A 17,255-nucleotide genomic window follows, 5' to 3' on the forward strand; every position below is an offset into this window, starting at 1 on the left:
CGCATGCGAAGAAAGATCATCTATCTTATCAATCCTATTTCCGGCACCCGGGGCAAAACTTCCCTGAAGGAGCTGGTGGTCAGCAAAACCAAAGAGCGGAAAATACCGTTCGAGGTACTCCCAACCATGATCGATGGAGATTATCGTTTCCTTAAATCCAAGATCAAGGATGATGGAATTACAGATATTGTTGTATGTGGAGGTGATGGGTCTGTAAATGCAGTGGTGTATTCCCTGGCGGATATGGAAGTGAATTTCGGTATCGTGCCGATGGGATCGGGAAACGGACTGGCCTATGCAGCCGGCATTCCAAAGAACAGTGCTAAGGCGCTGGACATAGTTTTCGACGGAAAGCCCTTACCTACTGATGCTTTTCTGGTCAATGAAAAATTTGCCTGCATGCTCTGCGGCCTCGGCTTTGACGCCAAAGTGGCTCACGAATTTGCAGAACAACCCAAGCGGGGACTTGCTACCTATGCTTCTCTCACTACCAGGAACTTCTTTTCCGCTAAAGCATATCCTTTCAAAGTAAAGGCAAATGGACTGACATTCTCCACTGAGGCATTCTTCATCAGCGTGGCCAACAGCAACCAGTTTGGGAATAATTTCACGATCGCTCCGCAGGCAGAGTTATCAGATGGTATGCTGGATGTGGTGATTGTGAAGAAAATTGCCAAGCCCTTGCTGCTGCTCACTGTAATGAAACAGGTGATTGCCGGCAAGATCAGAAAAGTGGAGAACTCACTGCGCTCGCCCGTGATCTATTTTCAAACCGATAACCTGGTGATAGAAAATATTGCAGAAGCGCCGTTGCATATCGACGGAGAGCCGAGAGACTCATTGAAGAACCTGTCGATCCGCGTACTGCCACATCATTTCAAGCTTATTCATCCTGCTTCGTAAGGGAGGCCGGATGGCCTTTTATATAACCAGTAAATTTCCGGAAACTTTCCATATTGATATCGCTTTCCATCGCTTCTCCGATATCCTGTTTCTCGCGCTTGGATAAACGGAAGTTGAGCGCAGCCGCTGCGTCTTCTTTTTTGGGGATGTATTGAAAGGTAAGGCGCCGGAAATGTCCACCCAATAATTCCTGCGTGAGGCTCAGCATTTCATTCTGTCCGTATTCCTGCATCTTGAACCAGTTATACTGCAACAGCAGCATGGGCTTGGTGGCAATGTCTGTAATGGCGCCGGATTCATAAGGATGATCCCAGCCTCCCATCTTCCGGTCGCGGATCTGCAGGAGCACTACGCCACTGGTATTCTCTTTGATCCAGTCATCGAATACCTGCACAAAACGGGTGGCTGTTTCCTGTCCGAAATTATCGCGAAGGCCTGCATCCATCACGTCTATTACAGGCGTGCTGGGCAGCCATACATTGGGTAACACGTAAGGGAAGGTGGCATTCATACGAAGTGCTGTGAGCATACGGAGATTGAGTGGATCCTGTTTAGCGAAGAGAGCCTGGTAATCCACAGCGTCGATATCAACATCCGCATCGCGGATGGTATCATAGAGCGGCCTCATGAGAAAGCTGGCGGGCTGGGTGCAGATGATCATTTTCCGGCCATCGCGGGTGATCACGGAATTGAAAAGCATGATGGGCATTTTCGATTGTACCTCATCGTTATATTGCTCTCGTAGCTGTTTGTTGAGCAGTCCTTTGGTATTGGAATTCAGTTTCTCTTCAAAGGCATAACCCCTGTCTTTCACATACTCGAATTTGCCAACAGTGAAGCGTTGTGCAGGCGCAGCCAGGTCGCGGGCCACAAAGGAAGTGAACAGGGAGTTCAGCAGGTCGCTGGAAATATCATCCACGTACTGCTTATTACGCAGGTCGATGGGTTTACCATTGTCCTTTTCCCGGGCGAGCTCCCGGAAATAGGCTGCGCCAAGCATGCCGCCGGAAGCACCCGTGATGAGGAAGGTCTTCTTCATCAGTTCTCCGTTGCTGAGGCTATCCAGCCTTTGCAGAACGTTCATGGTGAAGGTGGCGCTGCGGTTGCCGCCTCCACTGGTATTGATGAGGAATAACACAGGTTTGGGACTGTCCTGTTTTGCTTTCCACTTTTCCAGAATTTCTATCCAATGGGCCTTGTCGGCTTCCACATGAGAGGGAGAGCATAACGCCATCAGGGCCTCCTGTGAGTATTCGGGACGGTCTTCCTTTATCGCATAATCAAGACCGTAAGCCTTGTTGGTGGGATCGATGATGCCATAACGGTAGAGCACATTCAGGATAAGGAACACTATCACCATGGCCGGAATGCTCCAGCTCTGCAGGAAGTAGGTGAATGCGCCTGACACAGCGATCAGGATGGCAAAGAAAAGGGTGATGCCGGCTGCTGCGGGAAGCTGGAACAGTGGATTGTCTAACCAGAAGCCTACGCAGATCAGGAATATAAAAGCTACAAATATGGAGATCACTGCTGCAAAGTGGTGACGGCTGAAAATGGTTTCCAGGAATTCGCGGGAATAGTGGGAAACGTCCCGTACTTTTTTGAGCTTGAAAAGAGAATTCAGGTACCATTCCACTTTCACGAGCCTGCTTTCCGTGGCGCGGGTCTCGCCTTTGCGGAACTGCGCTTTGAACAGTTGGGGATTACTGATCACGGGAGCTAGCCTGCGGATAATGGTCTTGTCGGCACGGAAGAAATAAAACAGGGAGATGATCACAATGAAGGTCAGCCCCAGCAGGAATCCCAGCACCAGCAGGAAAATATCCCAGGTACCCATCAGTTCCTTATCTCTTGCAAAAGCTACGGCGTTGATGAAATAGAAAATGAGGAAGGCGAAAGGGATCGCAAAATTATTGATACAGTATTTGAGGAAAGGATTGGAAGTAGTGGCCAGGAAACGGAAATGCCTGCTGAAAAGAATAAACGTGGTGATATTCCAGCTCATGATGAAGATGCCGATGGCAACGCCTACAATGGAAGCGCTGATGGCGTTCACCTTGCCCAGGTATTCCGGCGCCAGGTAGAGGGAATCTGCGCCAAAGCTCTTCATGAAAGTGCCATTGACGGTACTGAAGAGAATGAACCAGAAGATCAGCAATACCTGGAACTTCTTGAAGTGAAGCAGGAACAACTGCAACGGGAATGAGCAATATAGTCCTCTCAGGAATGCTTTCATATCTTACAGACTCGGGCCGGGGTTTGCCGGCATTCTGCCTACAATTTACAATAAAACAAAACGGTTTAGATACAATTACGTTGGTTCCGTTGTACTGGTTTTTCTGACCAGGTACAACATGGCCACCAGGCTCAGTACCAGCAACATTCCTGTTACCTGGTGCAGCTGCGCCATCCATTCAAAACTTCCCCAGCGACTGGGCACAATGTACGGTGCGGTAAGTACAGCAACAATACCCAGCAATACCTGGATCAAAACAAATACCAACGGATATTTGCGTGCTTTATTGAAAGCGGCACTGTTTGTTTTCAGCTTGAAAAGTTTACCTGAATAAATGATGATCAGTACCAGTAACAGGTATGCCAGACCGCGGTGCACAAAATGAATGGTGATCTTATTCTCAAAGAAGTTGAGAAGAGCGGGGGATTCCCTCAGCATGCCGTCCGGCACCAGGCTGCCGTTGATGGTTGGCCAGGTAGGTGCAGCTATGGCGGCCTTATGTCCTGCCATGAGAGCGCCGAAGATCAGCTGCACAAAAAGTATGATGAGCAACCACCATGTCCATTTGCGGATACCGGGGTGAGAGATAGTATTTTTTTGTGTGATACGAAGGTCCAGTGCAAACCAGTATGCATAGGCAATCAGGCCGAGGGCGAAGACAAAGTGCAGCGCCAGTCTTGTAGGCTTAACATATACAGCATCGCCGGTAAGGCCGCTGGCCACCATGATCCAGCCGATTGCGCCCTGTAATGCCCCGAAGAGGAAGAGGGTGATCAGGGGGACCATCATTTCCTTTTTCAAAAACTTTTTGGCTATCAGGTACACAAAACCTACTACAAATACAACTCCTATGAGCCTGGCCCAGAAACGGTGAAACCATTCCCAGAAGAAAATGAATTTGAAATCTGATAAAGTGAAATCGGAATTGAGGTAATGATACTGTGGGGTCTGCTGGTATTTCTGGAACTCGCGGAGCCAGGCTTCTTCATTCAACGGAGGGAGGGCGCCTGTAACAACATTCCATTCGGTGATGGACAATCCGGAGCCGGTCAATCTTGTGATACCGCCGAGCACTACCTGGATCAGCAACATCACTACACCGATCATGATCCAGTTGGCAACTGCTTTGGATCCCGGGCCATAAGACCCTGGTTGCAATAAATCAGCAGGGGGTGATTGTGTCTTCATAGCGCGCACAAAGGTAGGGACAAACCCGTTTGCGCATGCAGCAAATCAGGAAACTATTACCAGCGGAAAAGTTCTTTGCTGAGAACATAGAGGCCCATGGCAAGAACAAACCATCCGAATCCTTTTTTGAGGGAGGCTCCGGAGATCCTGTCAGACAAACTGGTGCCGATAAAGATGCCACTTACTGCAATGGCGGTGAAGACCAGCAGCTGCATCCAGTTGATATGATATTGTCCGGAGGTACTGAAAAAACCGAAGAGAGAGCTGAAGGCCATGATGGTGAGGGAGGAGCCTACTGCCTCTTTCATGGGCAGTTTCCCGAAGAGCACCAGGGCCGGAATGATGAGAAAGCCGCCGCCTGCACCTAATAATCCGGTTACGATGCCCACGGCAATGCCCTGGAAAAAGAGCGGGCCCATTTTACGTGGTTTGTCGGGAGGAGGCACCACGGAGAGTGTTTTTCTTCCGTTTTTGATCATGGAATAAGAACTGGCCAGCATCAGGCAGGCAAAAAGGAGCATCAGGAACATGCCCTTATTCATATCATAGCCACCGATAGTGAAAATATGATCCGGTATCCTTGGGACCAGGAAATGCCTGGTGGTGAAAACCGATAACATGGAAGCGCTGCCGAAAACAAAAACAACGGGAAAATCTATCAGTCCTTTCTTATAGGATCTTACTGATCCTACGAGGCTGCAGCTGCCCACCACAAAGAGAGAGTAAGCAGTAGCCAGTTCAGGCGGCACTTTCAGGAGATATACCAGCACAGGTACTGTGATGATAGAGCCGCCTCCACCGATCAAGCCCAGTGAAACGCCAATCAGCACAGCAATGATATAGGCAAGAATCTCCATGAAAAATTTAGCAAAAGAACGGAATCTTTAGCGATTATGGATTTGAATACACATGTGAGTAAAAATAAGGTACCAACCATGCAGGTATTCCTGCCAATCCCTACTTTTGGGGCAAAGTTCAGCATTTGCTTAAAAATTATCACCAGGAAGAATTATTGGAAGCCGGCTGCGATGAAGCAGGACGTGGCTGCCTGGCCGGTCCGGTAGTGGCTGCGGCAGTAATACTGCCTGTGGACTTCTATCATCCGTTGCTGAACGATTCCAAACAGGTGACGGAAGAGCATCGATATGAACTGAGAAGCTTCATCCAGGAAAAGGCCCTCAGCTATGCAGTGGCCATGGTGTCACATGAAGAGATAGATGAGATCAATATTCTCAAAGCTTCTTTCAAAGCCATGCACCTGGCGGTGGCGCAACTGAAGCAGCCGCCCAAACTACTGCTCATCGATGGAAACCGTTTTATTCCATACCAGGGCATTCCTCATACCTGCATCGTTAAAGGTGATTCCATTTACTCCAATATTGCAGCAGCCAGCATCCTCGCAAAAACTTACCGCGATGATCATATGAAGCAACTGCACGAGTCTTTCCCTCACTACAAATGGGACAGGAATAAAGGATATGGCACTGCGGACCATCGCCGCGCCATCATGAGCCATGGGCTTAGCCCTTACCACCGCCGTTCCTTCCAGTGCTTCTCCTCTGAAGAACAGCTGGAACTGGATTTATAGTTTCCCTAACAATTCTCACCACCCTCTCCATTAAACGCAACAGAACAGCAGGCGTCTGATATGTAAAGATTGTTTCACTACAAAATTTACAGATTATGAAAGCTTCAATTTTCCTCTCGATGTTACTGATGACGATAGTTGGTGTAGGCACATTGCAAGCTCAACCCAACAGGAATCAGAAAGAGCGTATATATAACGGCGTTAGAACCGGTCAGCTGACAAAAGCAGAAACACTCAGACTGGCCAAAGATCAGAAAGATATCCGTATGGACCGCTTACGTTATAAGAGGAATGATGGCCGCATCAGTCCACGCGAAAGAAAGCATTTGATCCACGAACGCAAACAGGCCAGCAGAAAAATATACCACTATAAACACAATGGCCGCGTTCGCTGCAAATAAATAAGGATGGTTTTTCAGGTGGTTGTACTTTGGGGGCTGACTAGTGATAGTCGGCCCTTTTTTATTTCGCAGTGCCCAGTCGCTCGCGTCCCCGCGAGCGACTGATTTCCGAGTAAAGGCATCAGTACATGTCCGGAAAAAAGCTGAATTTCCTTTCGTTCCATTCATTCTTAAGCATGCTGTAAAAAATACTGTCCCTTCTCCTGTTGGAGTGCATCTGCATATGGCTCCGCAGCACGCCTTCGGGTATCATTCCTACTTTGAGCAGGGCAGCTTTGGCGCGCTCATTTGTATTGTCTGTTTTGATCTCCACACGTTCCATCTTCATCACTTCAAACGCATAACTGAGCAGGGCGAATTTAGCATGCCTGTTAACGCCGGTGCCGCGGAAGTCAGGCCCCAGCCAGCTCCAGCCGATCTCGATGCGGGAATCGTAAAAAGAGATATTCCCAAGACTGGTGCTGCCGCAGATCTCATATGTGTCCTTGTCTATAACGGTGAAGGGCATGCGCTTATGAGCTGCTCTTTCTTCCAGCGCCACATAGATCCAGGAGCGCAGTTCTTCGGGATCGCTGAGGTCTTTGTTGAAGTAAGTCCAGGTGTCTTTGGGGGCGGCCAGCGGGAGGAAGGCTTCAAAGTCTTCCGGCTTCAGCAGTCGCAGGATCACGCGGGGCGTTTCCAGTTCAAAGTGTTGGGGAAAGTATTGTTCGTATTGAAGTTGAACAGACATGTTTTTTACGTTTAGGATAATTTATTCTTCAGTGAGTTCAAAGGTGCCGGCACCCTGTCTGGTTACAACGGGATAATCGCCGGTGCAGTCAACAATGGTAGAGGGCGTCATGCCGCCGATACCGCCATCGGCCACCAGGTCAACCAGTTTACCGAATTTATCGAGCATCAGTTCGGGATCGGTATATTCTTCCACCATGTCTCCCGGCAGGGAGGCGCTGAGGATGGGATGGCCCAGTTCTTTCACAATGGCGCGGGCGATATTGTTGTCGGGTATCCGCAGACCGATGGTGTCTTTTTTGCTTTTGAGGATCTTCGGCACTTCCTTGCTGGCCGGCAGGATGAAAGTATATGGCCCGGGAAGGTAACTTTTCAGCATCCGGTACATGGGAGTGCTGATGCTTTTGGTGTATTGGCTGAGATCGCTGAGATCATAACAAATGAAGCTCAGCTGGGCTTTCTGAGGATCCACTCCCTTGATGCGGGCAATGCGTTCAACTGCTTTGTGTTGATATATGTCACAACCCAGGCCATAAATGGTATCAGTAGGGTAAATGATCACACCGCCCTTTGAGAGGGTGGCCGCAATGGTCCGGATATTCCTCGGCTGCGGGTCTTCTGGATGCAGGTGTAGTAACATATTATGGATTAAGGTGTAAAGGTGCAAAATTGTCACCATACCGCCATATTCCGGGGGCGGGCTGTACCGCCAAAATGAATTTAATGTTAGATTTGCCCAAAACTGTTGCTATGCGCTTAAAGCCTGTTGACAGAGTAGACAATATCAGTGGCGAAGATTTTCAGCAGCACTATTATAAACCGATGAAGCCTCTCGTAATCAAAGACCTCGCCAAGGCCTGGCCTGCTTACGACAAATGGAACTGGAACTATTTCAAAAGTATCGTAGGAGACAAGCGAGTAGGGCTCTACAACAATGTGAAGAGCGATGCTTATACCCCCATCAATACAGCAGACGATTACAAGACCTTCGGGGAATACATTGATATGATCAGCCAGGGCCCGGCGGGTTGGCGCATCTTCCTCTTCAATATTTTTGATCACGCTCCCCAGCTCACCAGCGATTTCACCTGGCCTGAGGACCTGATGAAGGGATTTGTGAAGAAATATCCCATGCTGTTCACCGGTGGCGCCACCAGTATCACCCATATGCACTTTGATATCGACCTGTCCCATATCATGCACACACAGTTTTCGGGCAGGAAGCGAGTATTGCTTTTCCCCTTCGAGGAGCAGCACAAGCTATACCGTAAGCCTTTTGAAGTGCTCAGCCTGGCGGATTTCAGCAATTATTCTGAGAATACCGGAAAGCCGGATTATGATCAGTTCCCGGCGTTGAAGCTGGCCGAGGGCTATGAAGTGATCCTGGATCATGGAGACACGCTTTTCATGCCGGCGGGTTACTGGCACCATATGGAGTACCTCGACAGTGGCTTTGCCATGAGCCTGCGGGCCCTTCAGAAATCGCCTATCGGCAAACTGAACGGGCTCTGGAATCTCTTCGGCATGCGTGGCATCGATACCCTGATGAAGCGCACAGCCCCCAAATGGTGGTACGATTATAAAAAAGAAAAAGTATTCAAAGCGGCGGGAAGAATCATGGAAACTACCAGTATTCACTGATGTTTCTGTTACTGATTTTTGTCAGCTATTATTGATTTATTGCAACACTGTTAAAATTTCTTCTTAAAAATGTTGATTTTTAAGAAAACAGTCTTTACTTTTACCCTGCTTATGCGCTGAAACACTATTCTCACCGACAAAGCACCCTCTACTATCCAATCTCCTCATTTCCAACCATCCAATCTCCGGTATCTAAAGTCTGATGTGAGGACGATCCTTTTTTCTGTGTTAACTATTTCCGTGTTGATATTTGTTGTATCCCAACCCTTGTAAATAAGCTTACCTCGTTGTGTTCGTAACCTTCGTAGTTACATGTCATCGGTGTTATGTATCCATACACTTGATGATGGTGTTTTCTGCAACCACATTATTATTTTTTTGATTCCTGAATAAAAAAAGGAAACTCAATACAATGCCAATGGCTTCTTTTACGGAGCCAAAGCAATTGCTACAAAGATTTTTTATGGCGAGGCCTAATAAGCTGATGCCACCCCGCTGGGAAAGATCCAATACGCTTTTATGGGAAATGCCCAACCTATTAGTAGATAGAACTCATTGCTAACTTCTTTCTTTTTGTGGTTTCAGAGGTAAGCACATGCCGGCGATTTCCATCGCTGGCTTTTTTATTTCGAAGTGAAACAGAACAGCAAAAGAAAAAGCCATACTCCAGGTATGGCTTGCTATCAAGAATTCTTATTCCTTTTTATTAAGCGATGGTCCAGGTTTCATGGCCTCTCAACAGTTTGTCGAGGTTGCCATTTCCTTTGGAAGCGATCACTTCTTCGATCTGCAGCGCCATCATTTCTTCGTAGCAGGGGCGGTCAGTTTCATAGAATACGCCGAAGGGCCTGGGAAGATGACCTTCCACACGCGGGTCATCAAACATGCGGACGAGGATCTGCGCTTTGTAGAAGTCGCGCTCATCATGCACCCACAGATCATCTGTGCTGGCATTTTCTCCCAACTCCACGATCACAGGTCTGAAACCATCCAGTTTGATGCCTTTATTGCGCTGGGCGCCAAAGATCAGGGGCTTGCCCTGCTCCAGGAAGAGGGTATTATCCGGTTTGGAGGATTTCTCCGTAAACACTTCAAAAATGCCATCATTGAAGATATTGCAGTTCTGATAGATCTCCAGGAAGGAAGAGCCTTTATGTTTATGGCTGCGGATCAGTGATTCCTGGAGGTGCTTGGGGTCTCGGTCCATGGTCCGCGCAATGAAGGTGGCATCCGCTCCCATGGCCAGGGCCAGCGGGTTGAAAGGATGGTCGATACTGCCGAAGGGGGTGGACTTGGTGACTTTATTTTCTTCAGAAGTAGGGGAATACTGTCCTTTAGTTAGGCCATAGATCTGGTTATTGAACAGCATCACATTCACATCGAAGTTGCGGCGGAGCAGGTGGATGGTATGGTTGCCGCCGATGCTCAGTCCGTCGCCGTCACCGGTAACAATCCAAACGCTGAGGTCGGGCCTCGATGCCTTCAGTCCGCTGGCAATGGCTGTAGCGCGGCCGTGGATCGAGTGCATGCCATACGTATTCATATAATATGGGAAGCGGCTGCTGCAGCCGATTCCGGAGATGATCACAATATTTTCTTTGGGTATCCCCAGTCCGGGCATGATCTTCTGCACCTGCGCCAGGATGGAATAGTCGCCGCAGCCCGGGCACCAGCGCACTTCCTGGTCACTTGAGAAATCCTTTGCCGTCAGCGTAGGGGTTGTAATTACACTCATATTCAATTTCAAAAATAGATTCCTGCAAATTTACGATATACGCACCCAATAATTACAACTGAAGTCTTGCCGTGGTTTTCGCATTCGGGAATATTATCCAATGTTATCGGGCTTGGGTGTCTGCTTCCGGGCTGGAAAACATACGGTCCCATAGCCCGGCTATGCACCCCGGCCCCAACACTCCCTCCAAAAGTTCAATAGCACCTCTAAAGGTGCGGGTATGTTTTCCAACCCGGAAGCAGGCCCTTAACGAGCCGGTAACAAACTAAACATTTGTTTAATTCAAACGTTTGTTTAATTTTGCTGTACAATTAATTCTTACGGATGACAGCACAGGAAAAAACTGATAAAAGGGAGCAGCTACTCATCGCGGCCGAATTCTTATTTGCAGAAAAGGGGTTCGACGGTACCTCGGTGCGCGATATTGCCCAGCGGGCAGACGTGAACCTGGCCATGATCTCTTACTATTTCGGCTCCAAGGAGAAATTGCTGCAGGTGCTGATCGAGTGGCGTTTCGCTTCCAGTTTTGAACTGCTGGATGAACTGGTTCGCAATACGGAGATGACCCCCTGGCAGAAAGTGGAGAAGCTGATCGAATACTATGTGAACAAGATCCTGAACGGCCGCCGCTTTCATACCATTATCAACCAGGAATACAATACTGACCGGTCACAGGAGATCATCGATCTTATAACGGGCATCAAGATGAGGAACTTCTCGCTGATCAGGCAACTCATAGAAGAAGGAGTGGAAAGGAAAGCATTCCGTAAGGTAGACTGTGAAATGACCATGGCCTCCATGATGGGTACCATCAACTCGGCCATCAATTCAAAAAATCTGTATTGTACCCTGTTCAGAATTGAACCTGGTAACGAAGAAGAGTACCTGGCTAAAATGAAACCCCGGCTCACAGAACATCTTAAACAAATGATCCACGCCCATCTCCAGATACAATAACACCTTTTATAAACAGACAGAACAGTATGGAACAACCAAACAAACCTGAAAAGAAGAAATCGCCCGTGCGGATGATCGTTATTGGCGCCATCCTGGTGGTAGCAGCCATTTTTGGTTACAAGAAGATCATGTTTGCCCTGCATCATGAGAGTACAGATAATGCACAGGTGGAAACGCAGCTGGTGCCCGTACTACCCCGTGTGGCCGGTTACGTGAAAACAATTGCAGTTAACGACTATGATTCCGTGAAGGCAAATCAGCTGGTAGTGGAGCTGGACGACGCAGATATCCAGGCACAACTCATGCAAATGAATGCTGATTATGCAGCGGCAGTGGCCGATCTGGAAAATGCAAAAGCTGCATTGAACAACGCCCTCATTTCACTCAGAGTGAACAAAGGCAATATCTCCATCAACCAGGTGAAACTGGAAAAATCACAGAAAGACCTGCAGCGTAATCAGAACCTGTATGCAGAGAATGCTATCACCTACAAGCAGCTTGAAGACAGTAAGTATGATTATGAAACGCTGGTGAAAGAAACAGATAACAGTCATAATGACCTCGCCGGTGCTGAAAGCCGTATCGGTATTCTGCAGGCCGCCGTTGCAAAAGCCAGTGCAAATATCGATGTGAAGAAAGCGCTTATCGAGCAGGAAAAACTTAAACTTACTTACACAAAGATCTATGCGCCGCAGGCAGGAAAGATCGGCAGGAAGAATGTTTCTCCCGGTCAGTATGTACAGGCCGGTGCTCCGCTCTTTACGGTGGTGAATGATACCACTTACTGGATCGTTGCCAATTTCAAAGAGAACCAGATCAAGAAACTGCACCCGGGAATGCCTGTTGACATTGAGGTTGACGCTTACCCCGATATGCATATCAAAGGCTCTGTTGAAAGTCTGAGTGATGCTACAGGCGCACGTTTCGCGCTGCTGCCTCCTGACAATTCCAGCGGAAACTTTGTGAAAGTAACGCAGCGTGTTCCCGTGAAGATCGCTATCACTGATTGCGATAAATACCGCCAGGTGCTGCGTGCCGGTCTCAGCGTTTTCGTAAGTGTTCCCTTGAATTAATCACAGATACTCGCCCTATCATTTTCTCTGTTGCGAAAGCAGCACAGGCAATGTTATGGCCTGATCTATCCAACCTTTTAACATGTCCAGTCCAAAAGGATTTGCCCGGTTTATAATAGTGCTCACCACGGTAACGGCAGCCGTCATGGAACTGATCGATACCAGTATCGTGAACGTGGGCCTGAGTGAGATGGCTGGCAGCCTGGGTGTGAGCATCGAGGATATCAGCTGGGTGATCACTTCCTACGCCATCGCAAACGTGATCATCATTCCGATGACAGGCTTCCTGGCTGAATATTTCGGCCGGAAGAATTATTACCTCGTGAGCATGGTGATCTTCACGGCCGCAAGTTATATGTGCGGCCAGTCAACGGATCTGGTGGAGCTCATCATCTGGCGTTTCATTCAGGGAGTAGGTGGCGGAGCATTGCTCTCTACTTCCCAGGCCATTCTCTTTGATGCGTTCACTCCTGAAGAAAGGCCCATGGCCTCAGGTCTCTTTGGTATGGGACTGATCCTCGGGCCCACGCTGGGACCCACTGTGGGCGGCTATCTCATTGAACATTTCAGCTGGCCATGGATGTTCCTGGTGAATATTCCTGTAGGTGTTATCGCCACTTTCCTGGCTTACACATTCATAGATAAGAAAGAAGGAGAAGGAAAGAAAAAAGCCGGCATAAAGATCGATTATATCGGCATCGCCCTGCTGATGCTTGGTATCGGAACCCTGCAGTTTGTACTTGAACGGGGAGAGGCGGAAGACTGGTTTGCCAGTGATGTGATCAAGGTGAATGCAGTGCTGGCGGTGATAGGAGTGGTGGGGTTCATTATTTATGAACTTCGTGTAGCCAACCCCGTTGTTAACCTGCGTATCATGAAACACCGGACCTATGCCTTTACGCTGGTGTTCACCTTCGTGGCGGGCCTGGGCCTCTTTACCTCGGTGTTCGTGTATCCTGTGCTGGCACAGCGCGTACTGGGATTCACGGCCTATGAAACGGGCTTGTCACTCTTACCACCAACGCTCGCGGGCGTGATCATGATGCCCGTGATCGGTAAGATGATGAGCAAGGGCATCTCTCCGATCCCTTTCATTGTGGCAGGTTTCATACTATTTGCCATTTACTCCTGGATGAGTGCGGATGTAAGTCCGGATGTAGGAAGATGGGCCTTCTTTGTGCCTTTGCTGATCCGTGCATTCGGGATCTCCATGAGCCAGCTGCCGCTGATCAACCAGGCAGTGGCGGGATTGCAGCCGAAAGATTATGCAGCAGGTATTTCACTCAATAATATGATCCGTCAGATCGGTGGCGCTTTTGGTATTGCGATGGCCAACAATTTCATCAGCCAGCGTTATGCACAACACCGCTCGGATATGGTGGCGTCCACCTATGATGGTGCGCCGGCCATGACGGAAAGAATGAATGCCATCACGCAGAGTATGATCGCCAAAACAGGCGATGCGTCTACAGCTACCGCCAAGGCATATGCGATGGTGAGTGGTGCGATAGACAAGCAGGCATACTATCTCGCTTACCTGGATACGTTCAGGCTCATTGGCGTCTTCTTCATAATAGTGCTGCCGCTGGTGGTATTCCTGAGGAAGAAGAAAACGGCCGTTGCTGCACCCATCGATGCAAAGGCTGTGAAAGAAGCCATGGAGGCGGCTCACTGATATATTACAATAATGAAGCGACCAATCAAATTATACAACATGAAAAAGATTATCGGCGTACTGGCCCTGGTGATTGCACTGGCCCCCGCCATGGCACAGGAATCGCCAGTGAGGGATGAACAACTGAAAAGCCTGATCCAGGCAGCAGTTACCAATTATCCCCGCATCAAGGAAATGGAAGAACAGCTGAAAGCGGATGGTGTGAAAGAATCCATCATCAAAGCCGGTTATCTTCCTACCGTAAATACCAATATCAGCTACCGTTTTGATGCGCCGGTGGCCAAGGCGGAATTCCCCCTGCCTACAGGTCCGGCTACCATTCAGTTCACGCCCTACAACAACTACAATGCGGCGCTGAATGTGCAGCAGCTGATCTATGATTTCGGAAGAACAAAACTGAAGCTCGGTAAGAATGATGCAGAACATTCACTCAATATAGAGAACCTGGATAACAGTAAGAATGCGATCGCCTACCAGGTAGCGCAGCTGTATTACAATATCCAGTTCTATCAGAAAGCCATCCAGGTGCAGACCGATCAGCTCAGTTCACTTACAGAAAATGAAAGGCTGATCAAGGCCCGCATCAAAAACGGGGATGCGCTGGAATATGACCTGCTCACCACACAGGTGCGCACGGCCAATGCTACCAACCGCCTCACCGACCTGCAAAGCCAGCTGGAAAAACAATATGTGCTGATGCAGTGGTTGTCGGCCACCGATGCGCATGGTAAGATCCTGGCGCGTGATAGTTATGATGAGCTTACCCTGCTCATGGATGCGGGCGACTGGAAGAATATCAACCCTGAAGCGAAACTGATCCGGAAAAGACTGGATGTTTACCAGTATGATCTGAAAGAGTCTGCGGTGGAATCCCGTCCCAGCCTGACCGGTACGGCCTCCGGCGGTGTTCGTAACGGCTTTCAGCCGGATATTGATCAGTTCCGTCTCAACGGGTCAGTGGGGGTGGGCCTGAATATCCCCATCCTGAGCGGCGACCGTCCCAAACTGCGCCAGAAGCTGACGCAGGTTCAGATCGATGCCACCAAAGCATCGCTCACAACCCTGGAGAACACAATCCGCAAGGACCTGGCCACAGTTCAGGAGGATTTCAGGAACCTGCAGGAAAAGATAAAGAACACCAGTGTGCTGGTGAGCCAGGCGGAACGCGCCTATTCTTTAGCCCAGGTGCGGTTCAAGGAAGGCCTGATCACCAATGTGGAGCTGCTGTCTGCACAGACAAATGTTGAAGATGCAAAACTACAACTGGTGCAGCTTCAGTACCAGACTCAGCTTGATAAACTGGAAAGTCATAAAGTAGTTGGAACGAAGTTGTTTTGATTTTGTGAGCGTGTAATTAACAGGCATTATTATCAGATTGGCTAAGTGCGGCCCGTATTCCCTAGCCGGGAGTACGGGCTTTATTATGGTGTGCCGGTCGCTCGCTCATCCCCGCGAGTGACTGGCAGCACTCCGGTTACGCTTTTTTCCGTTATTTTTGCAGCCGTTTTATCATCAATCAAAACACATGCATTTATCAGAACAAGAGATTATCCGGAGAGAGAAACTGACGAAGCTCCAGGAAATGGGCATCGATCCATTTCCCGCCCCCTTATTCCCGGTGAACAACACCGCTGCCAATATTCTGGCAACATTTAAGGAAGGCGAGAACAATGAAGCGTTCAAAGAGGTGGTACTGGCTGGCCGTATCATGGGTGTCCGTGATATGGGTAAGGCAAACTTTGCCAAACTGCAGGATTCCACAGGCCGCATTCAGCTTTACATCAAACGTGATGAAATTGCTCCCGGAGAAGATAAATCTCTGTATGATCAGGTATGGAAACACCTCACCGATATCGGTGATATCATAGGAGTGAAAGGATATGTGTTCACCACTAAAACCGGAGAAACTTCCGTTCACGTGAAAGAACTCAGTATTCTCACCAAATCACTGAAGCCGCTACCGGTGGTGAAGGAAAAAGAAGGAGAAACATTTGATGCCGTTACGGACCCAGAGTTCCGCTACCGTCAGCGATATGCAGACCTGGTGGTGAACCCGGATGTGAAAGAAACATTCCTGAAACGCACCAAACTCATCAATACTATCCGCGACTTCCTCAATGAGCGAGGAGCCATTGAAGTGGATACCCCTGTGCTCCAGGCTATCCCAGGTGGCGCAGCGGCACGTCCTTTTGTTACACACCACAATGCGCTGGATGTTCCTTTCTTCCTCCGCATTGCCAATGAGCTTTACCTGAAACGCCTGATCGTAGGCGGGTTCGACTGGGTTTATGAGTTCAGCCGCAACTTCCGTAACGAAGGCATGGACCGCACCCATAACCCTGAGTTCACGGTACTGGAATGGTATACTGCTTACAAGGATTATTTCTGGCTGATGGAGATCACCGAGCAAATGCTGGAAACCATTGCTGTTAAACTGCATGGCACAACCAAAGTACAGGTAGGTGATAAAGAAGTGGATTTCAAAGCGCCTTTCCGACGCATCACGCTGTATGATGCTATCAAAGAACATACAGGCATCGATGTAAATAATATGGACGAAGCGCAATTGCGCGATGCCTGCAAACAGCTGGGTCTCTATCCTGATCCGGCTTTCGGCAAGGGTAAACTGATCGATGAGATCTTCTCCGAAAAATGTGAAGGTCATTTTGTTCAGCCGACCTTCATCACAGACTATCCTGTTGAGATGAGCCCGCTTACCAAGAAGCACCGCAGCAAACCCGGTCTGGTAGAGCGTTTTGAGCTGATGGTAAATGGTAAGGAGATCGCAAATGCATACAGTGAGCTGAATGATCCCATCGATCAGCGCGAACGCTTTGAGGAGCAGGTGCGCCTGATGGAGCGCGGCGATGATGAAGCCATGTACATCGATCATGATTTCCTCCGCGCCCTGGAATACGGTATGCCTCCTACAGGTGGTATCGGTATTGGTATAGACAGGCTGGTGATGCTGATGACCAATTCCCCCAGCATTCAGGATGTACTGCTCTTCCCGCAAATGCGCCCTGAAAAAGTGGAAAGCCAGGAGCAGGAAACAGAAAATGCAGCAGAAAAGAAATAAGTAATAAATACTTCATACCGGGGCTGGTCGCAAGATCAGCCCTGTTTCAT

15 protein-coding genes are annotated in these 17,255 nt (G+C 48.8%); 9 read left to right on the plus strand and 6 right to left on the minus strand.

Going from position 1 to position 17,255, the window contains the following annotated elements:
- Positions 1 to 3 precede the first annotated feature (3 nt).
- A complete protein-coding gene (locus ACTHMC_RS16185; protein ID WP_440414561.1) occupies positions 4 to 903 on the plus strand; it encodes a diacylglycerol/lipid kinase family protein in 900 nt (299 codons plus the stop codon).
- Here ACTHMC_RS16185 and ACTHMC_RS16190 read toward each other — a convergent pair.
- The 3 genes from ACTHMC_RS16190 to ACTHMC_RS16200 all read right to left on the minus strand — a co-directional run bounded on the left by ACTHMC_RS16190 (position 884) and on the right by ACTHMC_RS16200 (position 5,184).
- On the minus strand, positions 884 to 3,139 hold the full coding sequence (locus tag ACTHMC_RS16190; protein WP_440414563.1) for a hypothetical protein: 2,256 nt from the start codon (positions 3,137 to 3,139) through the stop codon (positions 884 to 886). The two genes, ACTHMC_RS16185 and ACTHMC_RS16190, sit on opposite strands and share 20 nt — an antisense overlap.
- A 75-nt stretch (positions 3,140 to 3,214) precedes the next feature.
- Positions 3,215 to 4,327, minus strand: a complete 1,113-nt coding sequence (locus tag ACTHMC_RS16195; RefSeq protein ID WP_440414564.1) for a COX15/CtaA family protein — start codon at positions 4,325 to 4,327, stop codon at positions 3,215 to 3,217.
- Between the two features lie 56 nt (positions 4,328 to 4,383).
- Positions 4,384 to 5,184: a sulfite exporter TauE/SafE family protein gene (locus ACTHMC_RS16200; protein ID WP_440414565.1), complete on the minus strand. Its 801-nt coding sequence runs from the start codon at positions 5,182 to 5,184 to the stop codon at positions 4,384 to 4,386.
- Positions 5,185 to 5,309: 125 nt separating this feature from the next.
- Between ACTHMC_RS16200 and ACTHMC_RS16205 the strand changes: the two genes are divergently transcribed.
- Both ACTHMC_RS16205 and ACTHMC_RS16210 read left to right on the plus strand, forming a co-directional pair.
- The gene (locus ACTHMC_RS16205; RefSeq protein WP_440414567.1) at positions 5,310 to 5,915 is read left to right on the plus strand and encodes a ribonuclease HII; all 606 of its coding nucleotides are present in this window, start codon (positions 5,310 to 5,312) and stop codon (positions 5,913 to 5,915) included.
- A gap of 95 nt (positions 5,916 to 6,010) precedes the next feature.
- Positions 6,011 to 6,316, plus strand: coding sequence for a hypothetical protein (locus tag ACTHMC_RS16210; RefSeq protein ID WP_440414569.1), 306 nt, complete (start codon positions 6,011 to 6,013; stop codon positions 6,314 to 6,316).
- A gap of 121 nt (positions 6,317 to 6,437) precedes the next feature.
- Here the strand turns inward: ACTHMC_RS16210 and ACTHMC_RS16215 are convergent, their stop codons facing one another.
- Positions 6,438 to 7,046, minus strand: a complete 609-nt coding sequence (locus ACTHMC_RS16215) for a GNAT family N-acetyltransferase (RefSeq protein WP_440414571.1) — start codon at positions 7,044 to 7,046, stop codon at positions 6,438 to 6,440.
- Between the two features lie 21 nt (positions 7,047 to 7,067).
- Entirely contained in the window at positions 7,068 to 7,685 is a 618-nt protein-coding gene (locus tag ACTHMC_RS16220; protein WP_440414573.1) for an L-threonylcarbamoyladenylate synthase, read from the minus strand.
- Positions 7,686 to 7,795: 110 nt separating this feature from the next.
- On the opposite strand from ACTHMC_RS16220, the gene ACTHMC_RS16225 reads away from it, so the two are divergent.
- Positions 7,796 to 8,686 carry a cupin-like domain-containing protein gene (locus tag ACTHMC_RS16225; RefSeq protein WP_440414575.1) on the plus strand — a complete coding sequence of 297 codons (891 nt, stop codon included), beginning with the start codon at positions 7,796 to 7,798 and terminating at the stop codon, positions 8,684 to 8,686.
- Positions 8,687 to 9,392: 706 nt separating this feature from the next.
- Here the strand turns inward: ACTHMC_RS16225 and ACTHMC_RS16230 are convergent.
- The gene (locus ACTHMC_RS16230; RefSeq protein ID WP_440414576.1) at positions 9,393 to 10,421 is read right to left on the minus strand and encodes a 2-oxoacid:ferredoxin oxidoreductase subunit beta; all 1,029 of its coding nucleotides are present in this window, start codon (positions 10,419 to 10,421) and stop codon (positions 9,393 to 9,395) included.
- Between the two features lie 324 nt (positions 10,422 to 10,745).
- Here ACTHMC_RS16230 and ACTHMC_RS16235 point away from each other — a divergent pair, with 324 nt between their 5' ends.
- From ACTHMC_RS16235 to lysS, 5 genes are all read left to right on the plus strand, one after another.
- A complete protein-coding gene (locus ACTHMC_RS16235; protein WP_440414578.1) occupies positions 10,746 to 11,378 on the plus strand; it encodes a TetR/AcrR family transcriptional regulator in 633 nt (210 codons plus the stop codon).
- A gap of 26 nt (positions 11,379 to 11,404) precedes the next feature.
- Positions 11,405 to 12,451: an HlyD family secretion protein gene (locus tag ACTHMC_RS16240; protein WP_440414579.1), complete on the plus strand. Its 1,047-nt coding sequence runs from the start codon at positions 11,405 to 11,407 to the stop codon at positions 12,449 to 12,451.
- An 82-nt stretch (positions 12,452 to 12,533) separates the two neighbouring features.
- Complete coding sequence (locus ACTHMC_RS16245) at positions 12,534 to 14,126, plus strand: DHA2 family efflux MFS transporter permease subunit (protein WP_440414581.1); 1,593 nt, start codon at positions 12,534 to 12,536, stop codon at positions 14,124 to 14,126.
- A 39-nt stretch (positions 14,127 to 14,165) separates the two neighbouring features.
- Positions 14,166 to 15,464, plus strand: a complete 1,299-nt coding sequence (locus tag ACTHMC_RS16250) for a TolC family protein (RefSeq protein ID WP_440414583.1) — start codon at positions 14,166 to 14,168, stop codon at positions 15,462 to 15,464.
- A gap of 187 nt (positions 15,465 to 15,651) precedes the next feature.
- Positions 15,652 to 17,205 (plus strand): lysine--tRNA ligase, encoded by a 1,554-nt coding sequence (gene lysS / locus ACTHMC_RS16255; protein WP_440414584.1) that lies wholly within the window; start codon positions 15,652 to 15,654, stop codon positions 17,203 to 17,205.
- Positions 17,206 to 17,255 lie beyond the last annotated feature (50 nt).

This window comes from Pseudobacter sp. (assembly GCF_051955275.1).
Lineage (GTDB): Bacteria > Bacteroidota > Bacteroidia > Chitinophagales > Chitinophagaceae > Pseudobacter.

What these genes read in the sequence shown, in the direction of transcription:
- ACTHMC_RS16250 (WP_440414583.1), top strand. Translation starts at nt 14,166, where the DNA reads ATGAAAAAGATTATCGGCGTACTGGCCCTGGTGATTGCACTGGCCCCC.
- ACTHMC_RS16215 (WP_440414571.1), bottom strand. Translation starts at nt 7,046, where the DNA reads ATGTCTGTTCAACTTCAATACGAACAATACTTTCCCCAACACTTTGAA.
- ACTHMC_RS16240 (WP_440414579.1), top strand. Translation starts at nt 11,405, where the DNA reads ATGGAACAACCAAACAAACCTGAAAAGAAGAAATCGCCCGTGCGGATG.
- ACTHMC_RS16220 (WP_440414573.1), bottom strand. Translation starts at nt 7,685, where the DNA reads ATGTTACTACACCTGCATCCAGAAGACCCGCAGCCGAGGAATATCCGG.
- ACTHMC_RS16190 (WP_440414563.1), bottom strand. Translation starts at nt 3,139, where the DNA reads ATGAAAGCATTCCTGAGAGGACTATATTGCTCATTCCCGTTGCAGTTG.
- lysS (WP_440414584.1), top strand. Translation starts at nt 15,652, where the DNA reads ATGCATTTATCAGAACAAGAGATTATCCGGAGAGAGAAACTGACGAAG.
- ACTHMC_RS16210 (WP_440414569.1), top strand. Translation starts at nt 6,011, where the DNA reads ATGAAAGCTTCAATTTTCCTCTCGATGTTACTGATGACGATAGTTGGT.
- ACTHMC_RS16245 (WP_440414581.1), top strand. Translation starts at nt 12,534, where the DNA reads ATGTCCAGTCCAAAAGGATTTGCCCGGTTTATAATAGTGCTCACCACG.
- ACTHMC_RS16195 (WP_440414564.1), bottom strand. Translation starts at nt 4,327, where the DNA reads ATGAAGACACAATCACCCCCTGCTGATTTATTGCAACCAGGGTCTTAT.
- ACTHMC_RS16235 (WP_440414578.1), top strand. Translation starts at nt 10,746, where the DNA reads ATGACAGCACAGGAAAAAACTGATAAAAGGGAGCAGCTACTCATCGCG.
- ACTHMC_RS16230 (WP_440414576.1), bottom strand. Translation starts at nt 10,421, where the DNA reads ATGAGTGTAATTACAACCCCTACGCTGACGGCAAAGGATTTCTCAAGT.
- ACTHMC_RS16185 (WP_440414561.1), top strand. Translation starts at nt 4, where the DNA reads ATGCGAAGAAAGATCATCTATCTTATCAATCCTATTTCCGGCACCCGG.
- ACTHMC_RS16225 (WP_440414575.1), top strand. Translation starts at nt 7,796, where the DNA reads ATGCGCTTAAAGCCTGTTGACAGAGTAGACAATATCAGTGGCGAAGAT.
- ACTHMC_RS16200 (WP_440414565.1), bottom strand. Translation starts at nt 5,184, where the DNA reads ATGGAGATTCTTGCCTATATCATTGCTGTGCTGATTGGCGTTTCACTG.